The sequence below is a fragment of the Granulicella cerasi genome, from assembly GCF_025685575.1.
Lineage (GTDB): Bacteria > Acidobacteriota > Terriglobia > Terriglobales > Acidobacteriaceae > Granulicella > Granulicella cerasi.
Window position 1 is genome coordinate 383,686 of record NZ_JAGSYD010000002.1, and the last position, 18,031, is coordinate 401,716.

Annotated in this window: 13 protein-coding genes; 9 read left to right on the plus strand and 4 right to left on the minus strand. The window is 55.7% G+C overall.

Going from position 1 to position 18,031, the window contains the following annotated elements:
* Nucleotides 1–5: 5 nt before the first annotated feature.
* Nucleotides 6–719 (plus strand): hypothetical protein, encoded by a 714-nt coding sequence (locus tag OHL11_RS07130; protein WP_263370806.1) that lies wholly within the window; start codon nucleotides 6–8, stop codon nucleotides 717–719.
* A 251-nt stretch (nucleotides 720–970) separates the two neighbouring features.
* Nucleotides 971–2,398, plus strand: coding sequence for a tyrosine-type recombinase/integrase (locus OHL11_RS07135; RefSeq protein ID WP_263370807.1), 1,428 nt, complete (start codon nucleotides 971–973; stop codon nucleotides 2,396–2,398).
* Between the two features lie 407 nt (nucleotides 2,399–2,805).
* Here the strand turns inward: OHL11_RS07135 and OHL11_RS07140 are convergent, their stop codons facing one another.
* Nucleotides 2,806–3,897, minus strand: coding sequence for a DUF4062 domain-containing protein (locus OHL11_RS07140; RefSeq protein ID WP_263370808.1), 1,092 nt, complete (start codon nucleotides 3,895–3,897; stop codon nucleotides 2,806–2,808).
* A gap of 411 nt (nucleotides 3,898–4,308) precedes the next feature.
* Between OHL11_RS07140 and OHL11_RS07145 the strand changes: the two genes are divergently transcribed.
* The 7 genes from OHL11_RS07145 (at nucleotide 4,309) to OHL11_RS07175 (ending at nucleotide 14,030) form a co-directional block, all read left to right on the plus strand.
* Nucleotides 4,309–7,119, plus strand: a complete 2,811-nt coding sequence (locus OHL11_RS07145) for a class I SAM-dependent DNA methyltransferase (RefSeq protein WP_263370809.1) — start codon at nucleotides 4,309–4,311, stop codon at nucleotides 7,117–7,119.
* The gene (locus OHL11_RS07150) at nucleotides 7,116–9,191 is read left to right on the plus strand and encodes a DEAD/DEAH box helicase (RefSeq protein WP_263370810.1); all 2,076 of its coding nucleotides are present in this window, start codon (nucleotides 7,116–7,118) and stop codon (nucleotides 9,189–9,191) included. Before OHL11_RS07145 ends, OHL11_RS07150 begins: the two co-directional genes overlap by 4 nt.
* On the plus strand, nucleotides 9,188–10,414 hold the full coding sequence (locus OHL11_RS07155) for a GIY-YIG nuclease family protein (protein ID WP_263370811.1): 1,227 nt from the start codon (nucleotides 9,188–9,190) through the stop codon (nucleotides 10,412–10,414). The genes OHL11_RS07150 and OHL11_RS07155 overlap by 4 nt, the downstream gene beginning before the upstream one ends.
* Nucleotides 10,415–10,683: 269 nt before the next feature.
* Nucleotides 10,684–11,067 carry a helix-turn-helix domain-containing protein gene (locus OHL11_RS07160; RefSeq protein WP_263370812.1) on the plus strand — a complete coding sequence of 128 codons (384 nt, stop codon included), beginning with the start codon at nucleotides 10,684–10,686 and terminating at the stop codon, nucleotides 11,065–11,067.
* Nucleotides 11,051–11,695: a hypothetical protein gene (locus OHL11_RS07165; RefSeq protein ID WP_263370813.1), complete on the plus strand. Its 645-nt coding sequence runs from the start codon at nucleotides 11,051–11,053 to the stop codon at nucleotides 11,693–11,695. Before OHL11_RS07160 ends, OHL11_RS07165 begins: the two co-directional genes overlap by 17 nt.
* Nucleotides 11,696–12,041: 346 nt before the next feature.
* Complete coding sequence (locus OHL11_RS07170) at nucleotides 12,042–13,019, plus strand: hypothetical protein (RefSeq protein WP_263370814.1); 978 nt, start codon at nucleotides 12,042–12,044, stop codon at nucleotides 13,017–13,019.
* A 531-nt stretch (nucleotides 13,020–13,550) separates the two neighbouring features.
* Nucleotides 13,551–14,030, plus strand: a complete 480-nt coding sequence (locus OHL11_RS07175; protein ID WP_263370815.1) for a toll/interleukin-1 receptor domain-containing protein — start codon at nucleotides 13,551–13,553, stop codon at nucleotides 14,028–14,030.
* A gap of 309 nt (nucleotides 14,031–14,339) precedes the next feature.
* On the opposite strand, the gene OHL11_RS07180 is transcribed toward OHL11_RS07175, so the two are convergent.
* The 3 genes from OHL11_RS07180 to OHL11_RS07190 are packed head-to-tail and all read right to left on the minus strand — an operon-like array spanning nucleotide 14,340 to nucleotide 17,613.
* Entirely contained in the window at nucleotides 14,340–15,218 is an 879-nt protein-coding gene (locus OHL11_RS07180; protein ID WP_263370816.1) for a ParB/RepB/Spo0J family partition protein, read from the minus strand.
* Nucleotides 15,219–15,226: 8 nt separating this feature from the next.
* Nucleotides 15,227–16,087 carry a ParB/RepB/Spo0J family partition protein gene (locus OHL11_RS07185; protein WP_263370817.1) on the minus strand — a complete coding sequence of 287 codons (861 nt, stop codon included), beginning with the start codon at nucleotides 16,085–16,087 and terminating at the stop codon, nucleotides 15,227–15,229.
* Nucleotides 16,084–17,613, minus strand: a complete 1,530-nt coding sequence (locus OHL11_RS07190; RefSeq protein ID WP_263370818.1) for a recombinase family protein — start codon at nucleotides 17,611–17,613, stop codon at nucleotides 16,084–16,086. The genes OHL11_RS07185 and OHL11_RS07190 overlap by 4 nt, the downstream gene beginning before the upstream one ends.
* Nucleotides 17,614–18,031 lie beyond the last annotated feature (418 nt).

Consider the following 18,031-nt stretch of genomic DNA (forward strand, 5'->3'; position numbering starts at 1 on the left):
CAACGATGAAGCGCTGGGTGTTGGCTACACTGCTGACGACAGCTTCGGTATCCACATGGGCTCAATGCGTCACGCGCATTGAGCCCATTCCGTTAGAAGGAACCAAAGATGTCAAGACACAAGCGCTCTTAAGCAAGCACGAGTTCGTGCTGTACAAGACTCCTCTGAACAACGGTGTAATGCTTGAAGTTCTCGGCGTCCATGATGGCTCGCCGTTTGGTGGTCACATGGAGCGCGGAATTCGTATTGTGCGCGGATCAACGGTGCTCGCCGAGAAGAACATCGCAGAGCTTCCCGAATTTCAAACGCACTCGACAGACCCGGACGACAGCTTATCCGACTCTTACCGGGCAATGGCATCGTTGAAGGCATGCACAAACTCATCCGAGTTTGCAGCGGTCTCGTTTCATTGGTCTGGTGACATAACGAGTCCTGAACTGCTGATGACAGTGACGCGGATAGGAGAACGGTACGTGATTTCAGCTCTTCCGACGATTAGCGCCGGGGTCTTTGAATTCAAACGTACCAATGCGAGTCGCGCTCGTGTGTGGACGAACATGCATGAAGGGGGATGCAATGCGTGTGAGACTCACTACGAGATTGACGAGTATGTCTTCGTCGAAGGAACACCGAAGTTGACCAGGAAACACACGTCCAAGCAGCTCTATACTTCTGGCGACATCAAGTTCCCTGAGAATGCGCTCCTGCTGGTGCCCTAGCAGCGCGGCGAACTGGCTCTGCGGCGATCCGCACTATTCCTGTAGCTCGCACAGAATCTCATCGCAGTGCTCGACAAGTAGACCTTTCGCTTTGCTCAGGATGACAGATATAGCGTAATGAAATGTAAATAAAAATCTTAGTATTTTGCTATTCTCTATACGAGTCCTACACAGAAACTAGGATTCAACGACTTGCAGGAAAAACCTGCACAGAATCTGCACAGAACGCGTCTGAATCAGTGGAGACGAGTATGGCATTCGTCACCGACAAAGCCGAACTCAAACCGGGATTGGTAATCTTCCGACGCGGCGATGTTGAGCATCGCATGTGGTACTGCCGCATGAAGATTCCCAAGGCAGACCGCTACAAGACCATCTCCCTCAAGACGACCGACGTTGAACTCGCTCGGGAACGCGCCTTCGACCAGGATGCGGACATCCGGTTCCGCCTGAAGCATGACGTCCCTGTGTTCAACCATCCCTTCCGGGAGGTTGGCCGAGAGTATCTGCTGACCCAGGAAGCGCGTGCGCAGCGCGGTGAAATCAGTGCGGCGCGGCCCAAAAAGATCCGCGCCGTCATTGATGGAGCCTTGGAGAGGTACGTCGGTTCCACTCAAGTGCATCTGATCGGCGATGAGCTATGGGGTGGTTATCCGGCGTGGCGAAGAGTGAACGGCGCGGGACGCTTGAGGCGGAACGGCGTCCGCGAGGTCAGCGATGAAATGGCACAGGAGTTTGCGGACAAGGAAGCTGAGCGCCGCACCAAAGTGCAGAATGCTCTTGGCATTCGAGTCTTAAAACCTATTAAGCTGGCACCGTCCGAGGAGCGGACGGTGCCCTTCATCAGCGATTCCACGATTCGCTTTGAGATGTCGATCTTTGGCGCTGTGATGAACTTCGCGATCAAGAAGCGGTATGTTCCTGCCAGCCAGCGTTACGACGAACGTCCCAAACTCAAGACGATGCGGCGAGATGAGTTCACTCTGGAGGAGTACCGCAAACTTCATACGATTGGCAGAAAATGGATCGCGGAAGCAGACAAGCCTTCGAGTACCTGGTATCGCACGGTCACGTACAACATGATTTTGATCGCCTGCAATACCGGCATGAGGCCAGCGGAGATGAAGAACCTACGTTGGCGTGACATCATGCCCGCGAAAGACCGCGAGGGACGCGAGATTGTTGTGCTGTTCGTGCAGGGTAAAGGCAAGTCGCGTAAGCTCGTTGCGCCCAAGAGCGTCGGGGATTATCTTGAACGCATCCGCTCTATCTCCAAAGCAACAGGGCTGGAAGACCGGGTCTTTACGACGGTGAACGGCAAGCCTGCCAAGAGTCTCTACGTCTCTTTGATTGCTGACCTCCTAGGCAAAGCCAACCTGCGCGAAGGCACGCAGGGCGTACCGAGATCAACTTATTGTTTCCGGCACACCTATGCCACGCTTCGCCTTCAAGAGGGAGTTGATGTTTACTTCCTTGCTGAGCAAATGGGAACGTCCGTGCAGATGATCGAGCAGCACTATGGACATGTGAATACGATCAAGCACGCGGACCGCGTGCTACAGGGGATGACAGGATGGGAGGCTCCGCATCCTGAAGTGGACGTTACTAAGGCTAAGGCATCGAAGGCGGCGGAGACGCACGATAAACTCAAACGCGGTCAGCACCGCAGGACAGGCTGACCGTGAATTCCCGAAGCCGTCTTTCGCCGGAGCCGTGGCGGAGGCGGGCGTAGGGAGTTCGATACCAATGACCTCTACGGATATGGGTTTTAGATTTGCCGCCGCCCCGCCGGGGCGCTCTTCGCGGCAAATCTTGCACACGTGTCGCCGGTGGCGACGTTTGTGTGCGCGCCGACTTTCTCGCCCAAATACCTCAATTCCGATGTCGAAGCGCCTGTCGCTTCCATCGGCGCACGGGTAGTCTGGAAGGTTTCAACTATAAAGTTCTTCTTAGCCATCTTTAACAAGGGCCAAATAACGCAATCAAGCTAGCGACATGTCCAAGGAAGTTTTCCTATAGCGGCCCGGAAGCGAAGCCGATTCGAGATGGTGCTACCGGATCACCGTGTGTAACGCCAAGAGACTGGCTAGCGTCTCTGACGACGTAACGGCACGAGCAAGTCTTCGACGATATGCGCAGAATTTAGCCGTAAGGCAGGGCGAGCTTGGCAGACATATACCGGAGTATGTGCGTTGTTTCCCGTGCCCAAGCTGATGCGGTTCGGGCTGGCCTCGCTCTCCCGCTGAGTCCGCCATGCCATGTAGTCGCCGCCGGAAATGCTCGCGGCAATTGCAACGTGGGTCAGGCGTTGTGTTGGATCGACATGATCGAAAGTCCAAGAGGCAAAGGCCAACGCCGCTGCAAACTGTGTTTGCACGGCTTCTTCGACCAGTTCCATGCCCATCTGTCCCGTTCTCCGGGCGGGCAGGGAGATGACAACCGAACCCTCCTCAGTCAGCAGGACCTGCGCGCCTCCCTCCTGAGTCAACATCAGCGAGGCATCTTGCATCGTTGGTTGTACGCCTCGTGTCGTCTCGAATAGACGATTTGAGCCGAACATGCCTTGCTGCATGAGCGCCTCAGCCAAGGCGGGTCGCTCAATCTCTACAGGCCGCAGGATCGACTGACGTGGTCCGCCAGCAATGGACAGGTTGAGCATGGCACCTGATGAAGCGTAGTTGCGCCGTTCAGCTGGTAGAAGAGCGACCGCACGCTGCGTCATCTCCTCCTGATCGACAGGCCCAGTGGCATTCGCCAGGGCGTGGTCATAGAGCGCCCGGGTGATAGCCTGCCTCAGTTCGTATACAGTGCGGAAGCCACTGCGGAAAAGGCCGGAGGCCCAAGCTTGCACCTCGCGAGCGAATTCTTCTTCCCTGGGTTCGCGCTCGACCCCTTCCTGAACAAAAGCCAGAATTGTTTTGGTACCCCTGGCTTCGTCATATTCCTCATGGGTAGCAGAGCGGCCGGATGGCTGGATCGCACCGTAGTGCTCTCCAATGATCAGCACGACCATGTCAGACTGACGAAGACCTGTTAGGCAAGCTACTTGCGGTGACTCAGGACTAGCACCAAAATCCTCAGCCATGATCGGCTCGTGCCGTAATGTGATAATCGCTTCCCGCGCCGCGGCCCGGAACGATTCCATACCCGTGATGAGTGAACTGACAAAAACTCTCATGAGTCCTTGGAAGCTGGCGGCTCGCAAGGAGCCGCTCAGCCTGTTACTTCTTCTTCGTTTTGGCTTGGGACAGAGAAGAGGCGATTGGCCCCTTATCTTGCTTAGGTGTATTCGGATTCCGAAGGTCCTTTCCCGCTTGAGAGGCAGTTTTCTTGGAGGTTGGCATGTCGGAAACCTACGTGCTGGAAGCAAATGATGTCTAGCAAATTCGCACGGCCCGAGCGCGCTTGCCGGTGTTGTTTATGAACGCCTGAGCGACGAGGCAGGCGCGGCTGTCAATAAGGTGATTGTCAGCTATTAAGGCCTCTCTGGCTGTATATAGTTCCGAGTACCCGATCGCCTTGCGGCAAGGATGCGACGAAGAATCAACCGCCTTCATTGAATTACCCTTGATTAGCAGGCTCTTCCTTTATGAACGCAGTTGAAATCGCAGATGCCGTTGTCGACCTTGCAGCGCAGCCGTTTGAGGCTGCCGAGTTCCCGTTCCAATTTTTAGCGGCTTTCGACAAGAAAGAGACGCAGCTTAAGCGGCTGCGCAAGGGCGATACAAATCGCTCGGACGTGCCGGGGGGCGTGCTGTTGCAATCGAACATCCACCTTGCCGTGTGCACGGCGGGTGAGACACACGGTACGCTGGAGCGCCTGAAGTCCAGTCCGCAAACGGCTAAGGCCAAAGCCAAATTCATCCTCGCCACTGACGGCCAGACCCTGGAGGCCGAGGAGCTTTCCACTGGCGAAGCCATTGCGTCGGAGTTCCCGAAGCTTGCAGAGCACATCGGCTTCTTCCTGCCTCTCGCTGGCATCTCCACCGTTCGCGAAATCAAGGACAACCCGATCGATGTTCGCGCCACTGGGCGACTCAACAAACTTTATGTGGAACTGCTGCGCCAGAACCCGGAGTGGGGTACCGAAGCGCGCCGCCACGATATGAATCACTTCATGGCGCGGCTCATCTTTTGCTTCTTCGCGGAAGACACCAATATCTTTCCTGGAGATCGCGGTCTCTTTACCTCAACCATCGAGCAGTTCACCGAGTCTGACGGCAGCAACACGCACCAGGTGCTGGAGACGCTGTTCCGCGTAATGGATATCCACCCGGACAAGCGGGACCACGAACACCTGCCGGGGTGGGCCGTGCGCTTTCCCTATGTGAACGGCGGTCTGTTCTGCGACTCGGCAGAGACGCCTCGCTTCACCCGCATTGCGCGTAGTTATCTGCTGCAGGCGGGCTCGCTCGACTGGCAGCACATCAACCCGGACATCTTCGGCTCCATGATTCAGGCCGTGGCTGACGAAGGTGAGCGTGGGGCGCTGGGTATGCACTACACCAGCGTGCCGAACATCCTCAAGGTGCTGAACCCGCTGTTGCTGGATGACCTGCGCGCACAACTGGCAGCAGCAGGCACAAACACCCGAGCCCTGCGCAAGCTCAAGGATCGGCTGCGGCGTATCCGCGTGTTCGATCCCGCCTGCGGCTCCGGCAACTTTCTGGTGATCGCCTACAAGCAGATGCGTGAGATCGAGGCTGGCATCGATCACGCCCTGGGCGAGACGCCCAAGGGCAGCGTTATTCCGCTCAGCAACTTTCGCGGTATCGAGATTCGCGACTTCGCCGTGGAGATCGCACGGCTCGCTCTGGTCATCGCGGAGTACCAGAGCAACGTTCTTTACCTCGGCCAGGAACAGGCGAACATCGTTTTCCTTCCACTAGCGCAGAAGAACTGGATCACCTGCGGCAATGCACTGCGGCTGAATTGGTTGAGGGTGTGCTCGCCCGAAGGCACGGGTGTGAAGCTGGTTGAGGACGATCTTTTTCAGACCCCTCTGGAGCAGGCCGCGATGGATTTCGAGAATGAGGGTGGTGAAACCTACCTCTGCGGCAATCCGCCATATAAGGGAGCTACTTGGCAAAATGAGAGTCAAAAAGCAGATCTTAGTGATTTGTTCGATGAGCGTACCGGCAAGTGGCGCTCACTAGATTATGTAAGCGGCTGGTTTATGAAGGCGGCAGACTACCTCGCCGCTTCCCAAGGAGCTGCAGCTTTCGTTTCAACGAACTCTATCTGTCAAGGACAGCAGGTGCCGATTCTTTGGCCGCTAATCAAGAAACGCGGCGCGCAGATACGCTTTGCTAATACGTCCTTCAAGTGGTCAAATCTCGCTTCTCACAAAGCCGGTGTGACGGTAGTGATAGTCGGAATAGACCGCAGATCCAGTGGGGTTAGGCGACTGTTCGACTCTGAGGGGGATGAAAGTGTCGTTGAGCGAAACGTAACGAGTATTAACTCATATCTCTTATCTGGCCCAGAAATTTTCATCGAGCAATCTATTTCTCCTCCACCAGGAAGACCAACGATGGTTCGAGGCAACATGCCGTACGATGGAGGTTATCTCCTGCTCCGTCGTTCGGAAATCGAGGGGCTGCAATTGCGCGCAGACGTCGAAAAACGAATCGTACGCAGGATTTTTGGTTCATCAGAATTTGTAAAGAGTCTTCATAAGTATTGCCTCTGGATCGAAGATAGTGACATCGGCGAATGTTTGCGCGCACCCGAGCTACGCAGCCGCTTGCTCGGAGTAGCAAACATGCGCTACGCAAGTCCGGACAAGAGTGCTAGACAGATGGCGGCTTATCCGCATCGGATGCGGGAAACGAACACCGCGAAGCGTCAGACAATCGTCGTCTCCGCCATCTCGTCCGAAAATCGGGATGTACTGCCATGTGGTCTCCTCGATCCTGTGTCAGTCGTAACCAATAAGATGTTTGCCCTTTACGATGCTCCGCTCTGGAATATGGCGCTGATTGCATCGCGTCTGCATTGGGTCTGGATTGGCACAGTCTGCGTTCGCATGCGCACGGATTTTTCCTACTCCAATACCCTCGGCTGGAACACCTTCCCCGTACCCGACCTCACCGAGCAGGACAAGGCTGACCTGACACACTGCGCAGAAGACATACTTCTGGCGCGCGAGGCGCATTTTCCTGCGACCATTGCCGACCTCTACGACCCTGAGGCGATGCCCGATAACCTGCGCGCGGCGCATGATCGCAATGACGAGACGCTGGAACGCATCTATATCGGTCGCCGCTTCAAGAACGACACTGAACGGCTGGAGACGCTATTTGCTATGTACGCGAAGATGACAGAAAGCGCAGGTGCTGCAACCAAGGGTGCGGACAGCAAGCCGCGCGGACGCAAGAAGAAAGAGGTACAGCCATGAGCGCCGCCAGCATCCCTTCCGTCTCCATCGCGGTAGGCCACACCGGCCGCTCTAAAAGCACCAATGAGCTGGGCATGCGCGCCATGCAGGCCGAGGCGTACAAGTATCGGGGCGAGCAGTTTCTGCTGATCAAGTCTCCACCGGCCAGCGGCAAGAGCCGCGCGCTGATGTACATCGCGCTCGACAAGCTGGCGAATCAGGGCCTGAAACAGGCGCTGATCGTGGTGCCGGAGCGCTCCATCGGCGCCAGCTTCAGTGACGAACCTTTGGCAGCGCATGGCTTCTGGGCCGATTGGACCGTGCGCCCGAAGTGGAATCTTTGCGCCATGCCTGGCGGTGAAGAAAACCGCTCTGCGGCCACCGGCAAGGTCAAGGCCGTGGGCGAGTTCCTGACGAGCGAGGATAAGGCGCTGGTCTGCACGCATGCCACCTTCCGCTTCGCCGTGGATGCGATGGGCATCGAGGCCTTCGACGCTTGCCTGATAGCCATTGACGAGTTCCACCATGTAAGCGTGAACGAGGCCAACGTGCTGGGCGGACAGCTCAAAGAGCTCCTGAACCGTGCGAAGGTGCATGTCCTCGCCATGACTGGCAGCTACTTCCGAGGCGACACAGCGGCGGTGCTAAGTCCGGAGGACGAGGCGCGCTTCGCCACTGTGACCTACACCTACTACGAGCAGCTGAACGGCTATGAGTACCTGAAAGCGCTGGACCTAGGCTACTGGTTCTATTCAGGCAGCTACCTGGAGGCGATCGGTGAGGTGCTAGACCCGAAGCTGAAGACGATCGTGCATATTCCGAACGTGAATTCCAGCGCCAGCTCCACGGATAAATACGCCGAGGTCAGCGAGATCATGGGCGTTTTGGGCGAGTGGCAGGGCCGCGACGAGGCGACGGATTTCCATCTTGTTCGCGAACCTGACACAGGCCGGGTGCTCAAGGTGGCCGACTTGGTGGACGATTCTGACAGCAACCGTCGCAGTAAGGTTCTGGCTGCGCTGCGTGATCCCGCGCACCGCAACGACCGTGACCACGTGGATGTGATCATCGCGCTTGGCATGGCAAAGGAAGGCTTTGATTGGATTTGGTGCGAGCATGCTCTGACGGTCGGCTATCGCAGCAGTCTGACAGAGATAGTGCAGATCATTGGCCGCGTAACGCGCGACGCTCCGGGCAAAACGCGCGCCAAGTTCACCAACCTCATCTCCGAGCCGTTGGCCGACCAGAGCGATGTTGTAGAAGCGGTGAACGACACCCTAAAAGCTATCGCCGCAAGTCTCCTGATGGAGCAGGTCATTGCACCGCGCTTCGATTTCACGCCAAAAGACTCCGGTCCGAGGTCGGGATACGACTACGGAGCGGAGGGCTACCAGGACGGCAAGACGAATGTCGGCGTGAACGAGGAGACTGGAAGCGTTCACATTGAGATCAAAGGGCTGAAGGAGATGAGCCCGGAGGCCGCGCGCATCTGCCGCGAAGACTTGAACGACGTGATCGCCGCCGTCGTGCAAGACAAGGAGACGCTGAGCCAAGGTCTCTTTAACGCGGAGAACAGTGTCCCGCAGGAGACGACACAGCTGCGGATTCCCAAGATCATCCGTGATCGCTATCCGGAACTTCCAGAAGATGACGTGGAAGCGATTCGTCAACGCGCCGTTGCCGCACTGACGCTGGTACAGACCAGTGTGAAGACTGAGGAGAAGATCAACGCGAATCTCGGTTTGCTGGAAGGAGTTAGGCGCTTCGTTCTACACGTACGGGAGTTGAGCGTGGACCTGATCGACGCGATTAACCCCTTCGGCGAAGCGTACGCCGTGTTAGGCCGCACTCTAAACGCAAATGTCCTGGAACAGATGAAGGAGAAAATCGCGGCCAAGAAGGTTTTCATACCAGAAGAGGAGGCGCTTTCATTGGCCCGTCGCGCACTTGAGTGGCAGCGCGAGAAGGGCCGCCCGGTTCAGATCACCTCTGCCGACGCTTGGGAGCGCAGGTTGGCTGAAGGTGTAGCAGCGTACCGGAACTACACGGCTCGAAAGAAGGCGAAGGCTGCAGCCGTAGGAGAGCCCGCATGAAGAAGGCACAGGAACTTGAAGGCGATGACCTTCTCGATGCTCTCGGTATAGAAGTCGAAGAGCCAGAGTCTGGTGGGTATACGCCGCGTCAGGAGCGCATCCTCGCTGGCTTTGAGGACATTGTGCGGTTTCGCGAGACGCACGGTCATGCGCCGCAACATGGGCCGCATCTGGGCATCTTCGAGCGGATGTATGCCGTGCGGCTCGACCAGATTCGCAAGCTGCCAGAAGACGACCTCGCGTTGTTACGACCACATGATCGCTTTAGCCTGCTGGCTGTACCCGCAGAGACTGGTGAACGTGTGGAGGCGTTAAGCGATGACGAACTGCTAGCAGCGTTGTCCGAGGGTGCGACTGACGACATCGGAACGTTGATCCATGTGCAACCGCCCGAGGCTAAAAGAGAATCGCCCGATTACGTCGCGGAGCGCGTGAAATGCCTAGATTTTGATTTATATAAGCCACTGTTCGAGGCGGCACAGGCCGATCTAGCGGCAGGAAGGCGTGTGACGAAACCCTTCGCCAAGGACGGCAGTATCGAAGCTGGGGACTTCTTCATCGTGAACGGGCAAATGGTGTACGTGGCCTCTGTCGGCGATCCGTTCAAGGCTCCGAACGGCGGAACGAATGCGCGCCTGCGTACGATTTACGGCAATGGCACAGAAAGCAATCTCCTGCTTTGGTCCCTGCAACGCGCTCTCTATAAAGACGAGAACGGTCGCCGCCTCACTACTGCAGAACTCGGGCCGCTTTTTGGCAGCACCCTGGAAGCCGACGATGTGGAGACGGGCACCATCTATGTTCTGCGCAGCCTATCGCAGCAGACGGAGGTGGCTGCGCTGGGTGACTCTCTGCACAAAATTGGCGTTACAGGAGGGCGCGTAGAAGACCGCATTGCAAACGCGAAAGCCGATGCCACATACCTGTATGCTCCCGTCGAAGTGGTCGCTACGTGGAAACTAGCAAATGTGAACCGAACTCGCTTAGAAGCAACAATTCATCGGGTCTTTGCGGCGGCGCAGCTGCAGGTGTCGCTACCCGGTACACCCGGCCGCACCGTTCAGCCACAGGAGTGGTTCGTGGTTCCGCTGACGGCCATTGATGAAGCTGTGCAGAGAATTTCTGATGGGTCCATCACACGTTTTGTATATGACCCGGCAATCGCGGGCCTCAGAGAGACCACGTCAGCCCTCGCGTCGGATCAAAAAGAAGATCACCCTTAGAGCTGTCTCTGCTCTCAGATCGAGAACAGTAGTACTCGGCCCCTCGCTGTATATTCAATACGCTCGACCTCGCCTCCTCACAGCATCGATCATGGAGACCAGGGGTCGGAGAGGATTTAAGTGTGCCTCTTAAGTCAGGAAGATTCCGTTAGCAGGTTTCACTGAACTCATCCTCGCTCCTGATGCAGCGCACTGTCATGTGCTGTTGCAGAGCTCCCCAGATCCCGAAACTTTTTTCTTTCACCTGCGTCTAATTAGCTGTAAGCTAAATGCGTAATGCTAAGGGAGGTGTGATTGTGACTTTTGGAGAGGTGTTGAGGTCCATGCGTACTCAGGCGAAACGCAGTCTTGGCGAACTCGCTCGACATCTCGATCTATCCGTTGTTTACGTGAGCGACATCGAGAGAGATCGACGTAGCCCGCTCAGCCTGACCAAAATCCTGCAAGCTAGCAAATTTCTGAACGCATCACCCGATTCTTTGCTCCGGGCAGCTGCCGAGTCGAGAGGGACCTTTGATCTTGATGTAAGGGACTATCCCCCTGTCGCACTTGAACTGCTTTCCGGCCTAGCCAAGGGTCGGCAACGAGATGAAATCTACCAACAAATGCTCGAAATCCTAAAAAAAGAGGATCTAGATGGGACGGGAACCTAGAGGCATTAAAGCTGACGAGTCGTTCAGCTACAGCAAACTTGAGCGACTCGCTTCTGGATTTCGGAAGCACTTGGGGCTCGAACCGACAACACGTTTGGCCGGACTCGAACTTTATGACAACCTGCCGGACACCGTTGTCAACGGTGTGCCATACAAAGTGGAGTGCAGCGTAGATCACTTGAACGGAGTGGAGGCTGAGGCGTCGTTCAATGCAGAACGTGGACGATACCAGTTGCTACTTACGCCTGAGACGTACGACTTGCTGGAGAGTGGAAATCCTCACGGAACTTGGGTCATGGTGCATGAATATGCCCATGTTGCTCTACACGGACGCCTTCTTCAACGGCTGGCAAAAATGGAACTCGCCAGAAAGGCCGCTTTGTACAAGGGAACTCCCGTCCCTCACCCCTTTTACCTGGACACAGAATGGCAAACCGACTCGTTTACAGCGGCAGCACTGATGCCAGCCGCCGGTATCGCTCATCTTGAAGAGAACCCGATCAAAGTTTTCGGTCAGGCTTTGTCGCTGGTTCGCTGCGTAACTACGACCTTCGGGACTTCACAGGAAGCTGCCCAGTACAGGATAGACACCTTCAAGCGTAGGAGATATGAACTGCTTAGCGCCTGAGCCTTCAAATGCCGAAGAATGCCAGTGTTATAAGCAAAAAACCTTGACTTTTCGAGGTGGAGCGATTTTAGATGTAAAGATGGCAAAAAACGGCCTACGCGCCAACGTAGAACCGTTTTGAGTCACATTTTTAGGAAAGGGGATTGTCGTTCAATAGATCGGATGAGTGGGCTTCTTGGAATTAGGAGCCTAGGGCCTACTCGTCACAAACCCAAAACCGGACCACGTGACATCTGCTGGCCGAACGCTTTTCTTAGCCAACTGGCTCAGTCTAGCGCTCTATCATCTAGGAGTCAACAGGTCCCTTATCGGTTGCATGTATTCACGCATCACGAAAGGAACTGTCATGGCTGCAAAAAAGCGCGGAATGCGCAAAGTGCCTCTCTTCATTGAAACGAGGCTTGGATCACTAGGTAACGATTTTCGAGTTGCCGTCGTTCAACGAATCAATATTGAACGGATTAAGGCAGGCGATTACGCCCACGTTGGCCTTACCCATCAGAACGGCTCAATTGGAACTGCTGGGCCGTTGCTGCTTGGCGTTGACTTTGGACGCTACGCCAAGCGCAACATCGAAGGTCAAACCGTCGTCCGGCGCGATCTCCCAAAGATCGAAAAGAAAATCTGTTACGTCAATCCCCGCCCGTTTGGTAACCCGCCTCCGTGCGACGTGACCCAGTTCCGGATGGTATGGCAACGCGAGCACTTCGATGGACCCAGGCACCTGATCGAGGCCGTCGTTTTGCTCGCTGGCGACGAGTCCTGCATCGTTCGCTTCAACATCACCACCGCTCTGTCGGCGCTCAACGTGGACATCGACCGTGAACTCCTACTCGCCCTCAACCTCTTGCAAGAAGCCGTTGGTGGAATTAATGTTTTCCCGCCTGAGGCCACGGTTGAGGAATACCTCGACACCATCCAGGTGAAATGGGAAATCCTTCCTGCTGGCGAACGCGAGAGCAACATTCGGAAGATTTTGTCTTCCATGAGGCCCACCTCGCAAGACTCGCTGGAGGACCTGGAGCGCAGGGCCAATGAACGCTACGACTTCCTTGAAAGCCTCTCTCCTCGCAACATTGTTCGCGGAACGGGTGGCATGGGAGGGTACATCGGAGCACTCATCAACGACGCGTTGGTGGTGTTTGAAAATCTCCACCCGGGCAACGGCACGTACATCCTGTTCGGGGACTGGGAAACCCAGAGCCAACGGACTAAAACGGATCTGCTCACAAATGGTTCGGAAGGCGAAGACTACATCCGCGTCATCCATTCCGGGGATTGGCAGCTTCGTATCCGCAATCTGGTCGCAAGTAGGGCGCAGTAGCGGCCGACGGGAGTGGCTTTGCCACTCCCGTCAATTCTGCAGAAAGGAAACCAATGGCGAAGTCTATCGGGCTCGACGGCCGTCACCGTGATCAAGACGGCCGCATCAGCGAGAAGCATGGAAATACGCGCGTAGACACATTGCGCGACACATACGGGGAGAACTTTGCTCCAGGCGTAAGGGGAGACATGCACTTGAGCACCCTTCTGGAGCGCTCAGGAAGCAACTCTCTGTCAGACTTCCGGCGCAATCACAACAGATAGGAGGTTAATGGCAATGGCTCAATGCACAGCACCAGTCAGAGGTCATCGGACCGCAGCCGCGGCAGCCGATTGTCCTGCATGCGGTAGCCGTTATGGTCGCTATGGCGGCGGTTATGGCAGTAGCTACAGCAGCAACTATGGATCTTACCCGTCTTCCTCTTACTCGACCCCGGGAAGCAATGGAAGCAGCCGCAGTGGTAGAAGCCGGGGCAGTGTCCGACCGAAATGGGGGCGGGTTGGATCATCTGTCCTCTACACGCCGACTGAAGTGGTCGCACTCACGCCGATTCGCGAGACGGTCGAGAAGCTAGCTGTCGCTCCTGAACGGCGAGATTATTTTCTGTGCCACGCATGGGACGACCGAGCGGAAAGCGCTAAAGAACTTCATGATCTGCTTGAAGCGCGCGGTGCTTCGGTTTGGTTCAGCGAGAAGGACGTTCCTCTTGGTACACCCTTGCTCCGAGAAATAGATAAGGGCCTGTCCAAGTCACGGATTGGCATTGTATTGGTAACGCCCGCATTGTTGCGGCGTCTACCGAAAGAAAGTATCGCCGATAAAGAGCTATCCACACTGCTCGCAGGCAATCGACTGATTCCAATTGTCCACGGCACGACCTACGAAGCGCTTCGGGACGTGAGCCCTATGCTCGCTTCACGGAGTGGCCTGGATACTGGAGAGAACACGATGGAGGAGGTCGCGGCCAAACTTGCCGAGCTCGTCGCTCAGGACACCCAGCTTGCCAACTAGAAGGTTCATGCCTTACTCCTACGCATTGGAGAAGAGTTTCTGATGTTCAATCTTGCTGCAAGCGTCAGAGTGAATGGCGGAAACTCCAATCCAATCATTTCCTCAGAACATAAAATGCATGAAGTCGCCTACGACGACGGCTTACTTGTTGTCGAGGCTATAAGCCTACTTGCCGTTGAAGCTACAGCAACTGAGGGGCAAATGCTGGCCCAAAAGGTAGAGCAGATTATTACCTGTACGAGGGGCCTCAGCTCGCCAAACCTGTCCCTCGCGTGTTGTGGCTCTCAGGTTGTGGAACGGCAGCGCAGGCTAGCTGATCAACTGCCGTTTTTCCAGCCAAAGCTGCAAGGCTCCAAGCGAATCGCCATGTCTTCGTTCCAGGTAGCGCCGAACCTTGGCGTTCTTAAGCAGCCGTTCTACGTAACCTTGGCACACCGTCAGAGCCAAAGCATCTTTTCCGAATGAGTCTTCTAGTCCCTTCAGATTCAAAAGAAGATCGTCGCTCTCTTTTGCTAGACGTTCTGCCCCGCCATCATTCGCTGGCTTCGAAACCCGGTGCTTCACCCTGTCCTCTATCAAGGCATCCGCCTTCGTGCCGTACAGCAGTGCCGCCACGAAGGTGTAGCTGAAAGAAGAGTTTGCGATCATATGCTCGGCTACTTCGACCTGACGCAACGGCTTCATCTTGCGCAGCACTGAAAAGACTTTGGCGCTCAGCTTATAGTTCCGCAGCAGCTCCACCGCCTCGCTGCAAACGCCATTCAGCATGTTTCGTTTTTGGCGGATCACGGAAACATCTACGTTCAGCGACTTGGCGATCCGTTCCTCGGTGACCCCGTTGCGAAGAGCCTCCAGCAACATGAGGTGCTGTGCGATCGGAGGAATGGTATTGACCCGCCGGTTGTAGGTGTAAGCCTCGTCATCTGTCGCCAGAAGGCACTTAGCCTCTTTGCGGCCGTTATGTTTCAGAACTTCATACCGAAGATGTCCATCCAAGAGAAGGTAGCTCTTCCCGGGTCTGGGAAACACGGCTAGCGGCTCAATGAGTCCAATCTCTTTCACAGAAGCGCTGATCTGACGGAACGTATCGCTGCTTCTCATCTCCTTAGTGACGACAATCTGCGGCTCAATCTGGATCAGCGGGATTGAGACCAAGTATTCCTGGAAGGCCTTCGGCAGGGCGGCCATGATCCCTCCTATCGGACCCTGAGCGCGAGCTGCTCGGGCATGTCGAAAAGATTTTCGGCGCGGAGCATTGTGATCAAATCCTCATCGGCCAAGAGTGTTCGCATCACGGTGGCCACGATCAGGAGCTTCTCTCGTGCCTGATCTGCTTTTGCGACAAGGCGTTGTTGCTCACGCACACGCACTTTATAGAGGTTGGCTAGTGCAGCCCCGGTAAGAGGTTTCTTCGTGGGCTTAACCTTTCCTTCCCGGTGTGCCCTCCGATCTTTGATGAGCTTGCGTACAGCTTGGAGCTTGGAACCCCTCAGCTCGCCTGATTCGTACCCTTCCGCCAATGCCTTTTGCAGCTCATCATCGTCACCACTCGCAATTTGCACGGCGACGCTAATGGGTATTCTGCCAAGCTCAACCTGCTCGATCAACTTGGCCTCTCCCCGCTCGACCAGACGCACGAGACCGTGCACGTAAGAGCGGTCGATCCCCAGTTTCTGAGCGATGGTGGATCCGTCATAGCCACGTTCCAGAAGATTCCGGACTTCGAAATAGATTGCCTTGTATGAAGACGGGCGCCTGGCGATGTTCTCTACTAAGCTCATCAGATATCGATCAGCCTCTGAAGCCTCGATGAGAACAGCTTTGATTGTGGGCTGCCCCAGCTCGATATGCGCTTCCAATCTGCCCTGTCCGCACACTAGGTCATAGGTATGACCAGCGTCATCCGGCTCCTTCCTTGGACAGACAGTGATCGGCCTCTTTAAACCCACCGCTTTGATGCTGGCCACGATCTCCAGCCACTTCACTCGATTGCGAGTTCTTGGGTTCACGACTAAGATCCGGTCTACCGGGATATCTTCGGCGCTTTCCATGTTCATGCTGCCTCCTCAACCGGTACACGACGGGCGATCGCCGTTAAGTACGAGAGATTCTCAAACCGAAAAACCTCTAAACATAGAGGGTTATGCTCGGCGAACCGCACAAAGGTTCCGAAGCCAGCAATTTTCGGTAGCAAGTAGTAATCCAGTACCCCATCATTTCCCGGCTGTAATCGGGCCGCGATGGTGATGTCGGGATTTAGAGCCGCGTCGAAGCGAACGATCCAGCGCTCACGGCCTGTCTGCGTTTTCTGGCAACGAGCCAAGATCAGAGATGCTGTGTATTCGGAGTTGATCGTCAGCAGGTCTGTTCGCACATCTTGCACGACATCGGCTTGGCTGGCTCTAAGCTGTTCCACGATCTCGTGCACAAGAGGAGTGTGCTGCGCACGAATCTTCCGATTGATTTCCAGGTAACTATAGTCGCGTCCCGGGCTCCAGCCGATTAGAGCATAAGCCCTTGGCAGACTGCCGAACCGGTGCGCATAGGCGGAACTCGAAGGCATGTCATCCGCTTCGTCAATGATGAAGCCGGAAAGCCTTCCCACTCGCGATAAGAGGTCTCGCAAACGAGCGAGCATGTCATCGTCTGAATACTGCCGGTGCCTTTCCTCGATGATTGCAAGCGCTCGCTGGAACACCTCGTTGGAGACGATCGGCTCGAATGCATCGGGCTTCATGACCCACATCTCGGGCGGGTTTCTGACCCTCTTTCGTTTCAGCTTGAACGAACGCCGGTTATAAACATTGCTGCCGACGTACTTTGGATTCGTCAGGATCTGGTGAACCGCAGCCCGGGTCCAAGGACGGCCTTGATCGCTTAGCACGCCCTCTTGATTAAGCCTCGTCGCGATCTCACATTCCGAATCACCGGCTTCGGTGAAGCTCTGGAACATATGTTTGACGATCTCTACTTCCCAAGCCGGGCCAGCCGCGAGCACTACGCGATCCGTTTGAAGGCTCTTTCTTTCCCCATCCTCAAGGACCTGTTTAAAGTTTCTTTCCTGATCAACGAGATGGCGCCGCAGTCCGAACCCAGCTGGGCCTCCTTGGCGAAAGCCCAGCTCAATAAGGCGGCACTGGCCCGCGAACACCTTTACAGAAAGCTCACGGCTGTACTCGCCGGCCATTGTTCTCTTGAGTGTCTTGATCAGTGCCGATGGCATGGTGCCGTCGTTCTGAAATTGCTCCGCGCAGTAATGGATCTTTATGCCAGCCTGCTTCAGTACGTACTCGTAATACGCACTCTCATCTGCATCCTGGAACCTGCCCCAGCGGCTTACGTCATAGACCAGCAAGGCCTCAAAGCCCTGTTCGCCTCGCTGGACATCTTGCAGAAGCCTTTGCAGGCCCGGGCGACCTGCCAAGTTCAATCCACTCTTTCCATGATCGGCGTAGGTTGTGACGATCTCCATGCCGTGCACACGGGCGTATTCCAGGATCGCCTGAGACTGGTTCTCAGTCGAATACTGCTGATGCTCCGTCGACATACGTACGTATTGAGCAACGCGGAGAGGGGCCGACACAAGGCACCTGCTTTTCTCAACCCACAGCTTTGACGAGTACAAATAGCGCGTCCCAAGACACGCCAGTAGGAAGACATCGTACGCCCAATCGTTGATCGACGTCGAGAGGGCCCAGTGGCCTCGCGATGGCTCCACAGGACTCAGCACTGCGGGCTGGCGGATTGCCAGTCAGAACTAGGGTAACCTCTAGCGAGTCAGGGGATGCAAATGTCCCTTTAGTACGACTGGAGCTTGGCCCCAACCATCCGAGCATGATGGTTCCAAAATCCGTTATAAGCACTTCCCGGGCACTACTTTTTAGCCCGCTTGAACACTTTCCTAAGTTCTGCGTTCAGCTCCGACCCAGCGGTCCGGAGCACACCTTCCTTGACCTTCTCGCAAGTTGGGTGTTCGCCTATGTTGAAGGTGGTAAGTCATA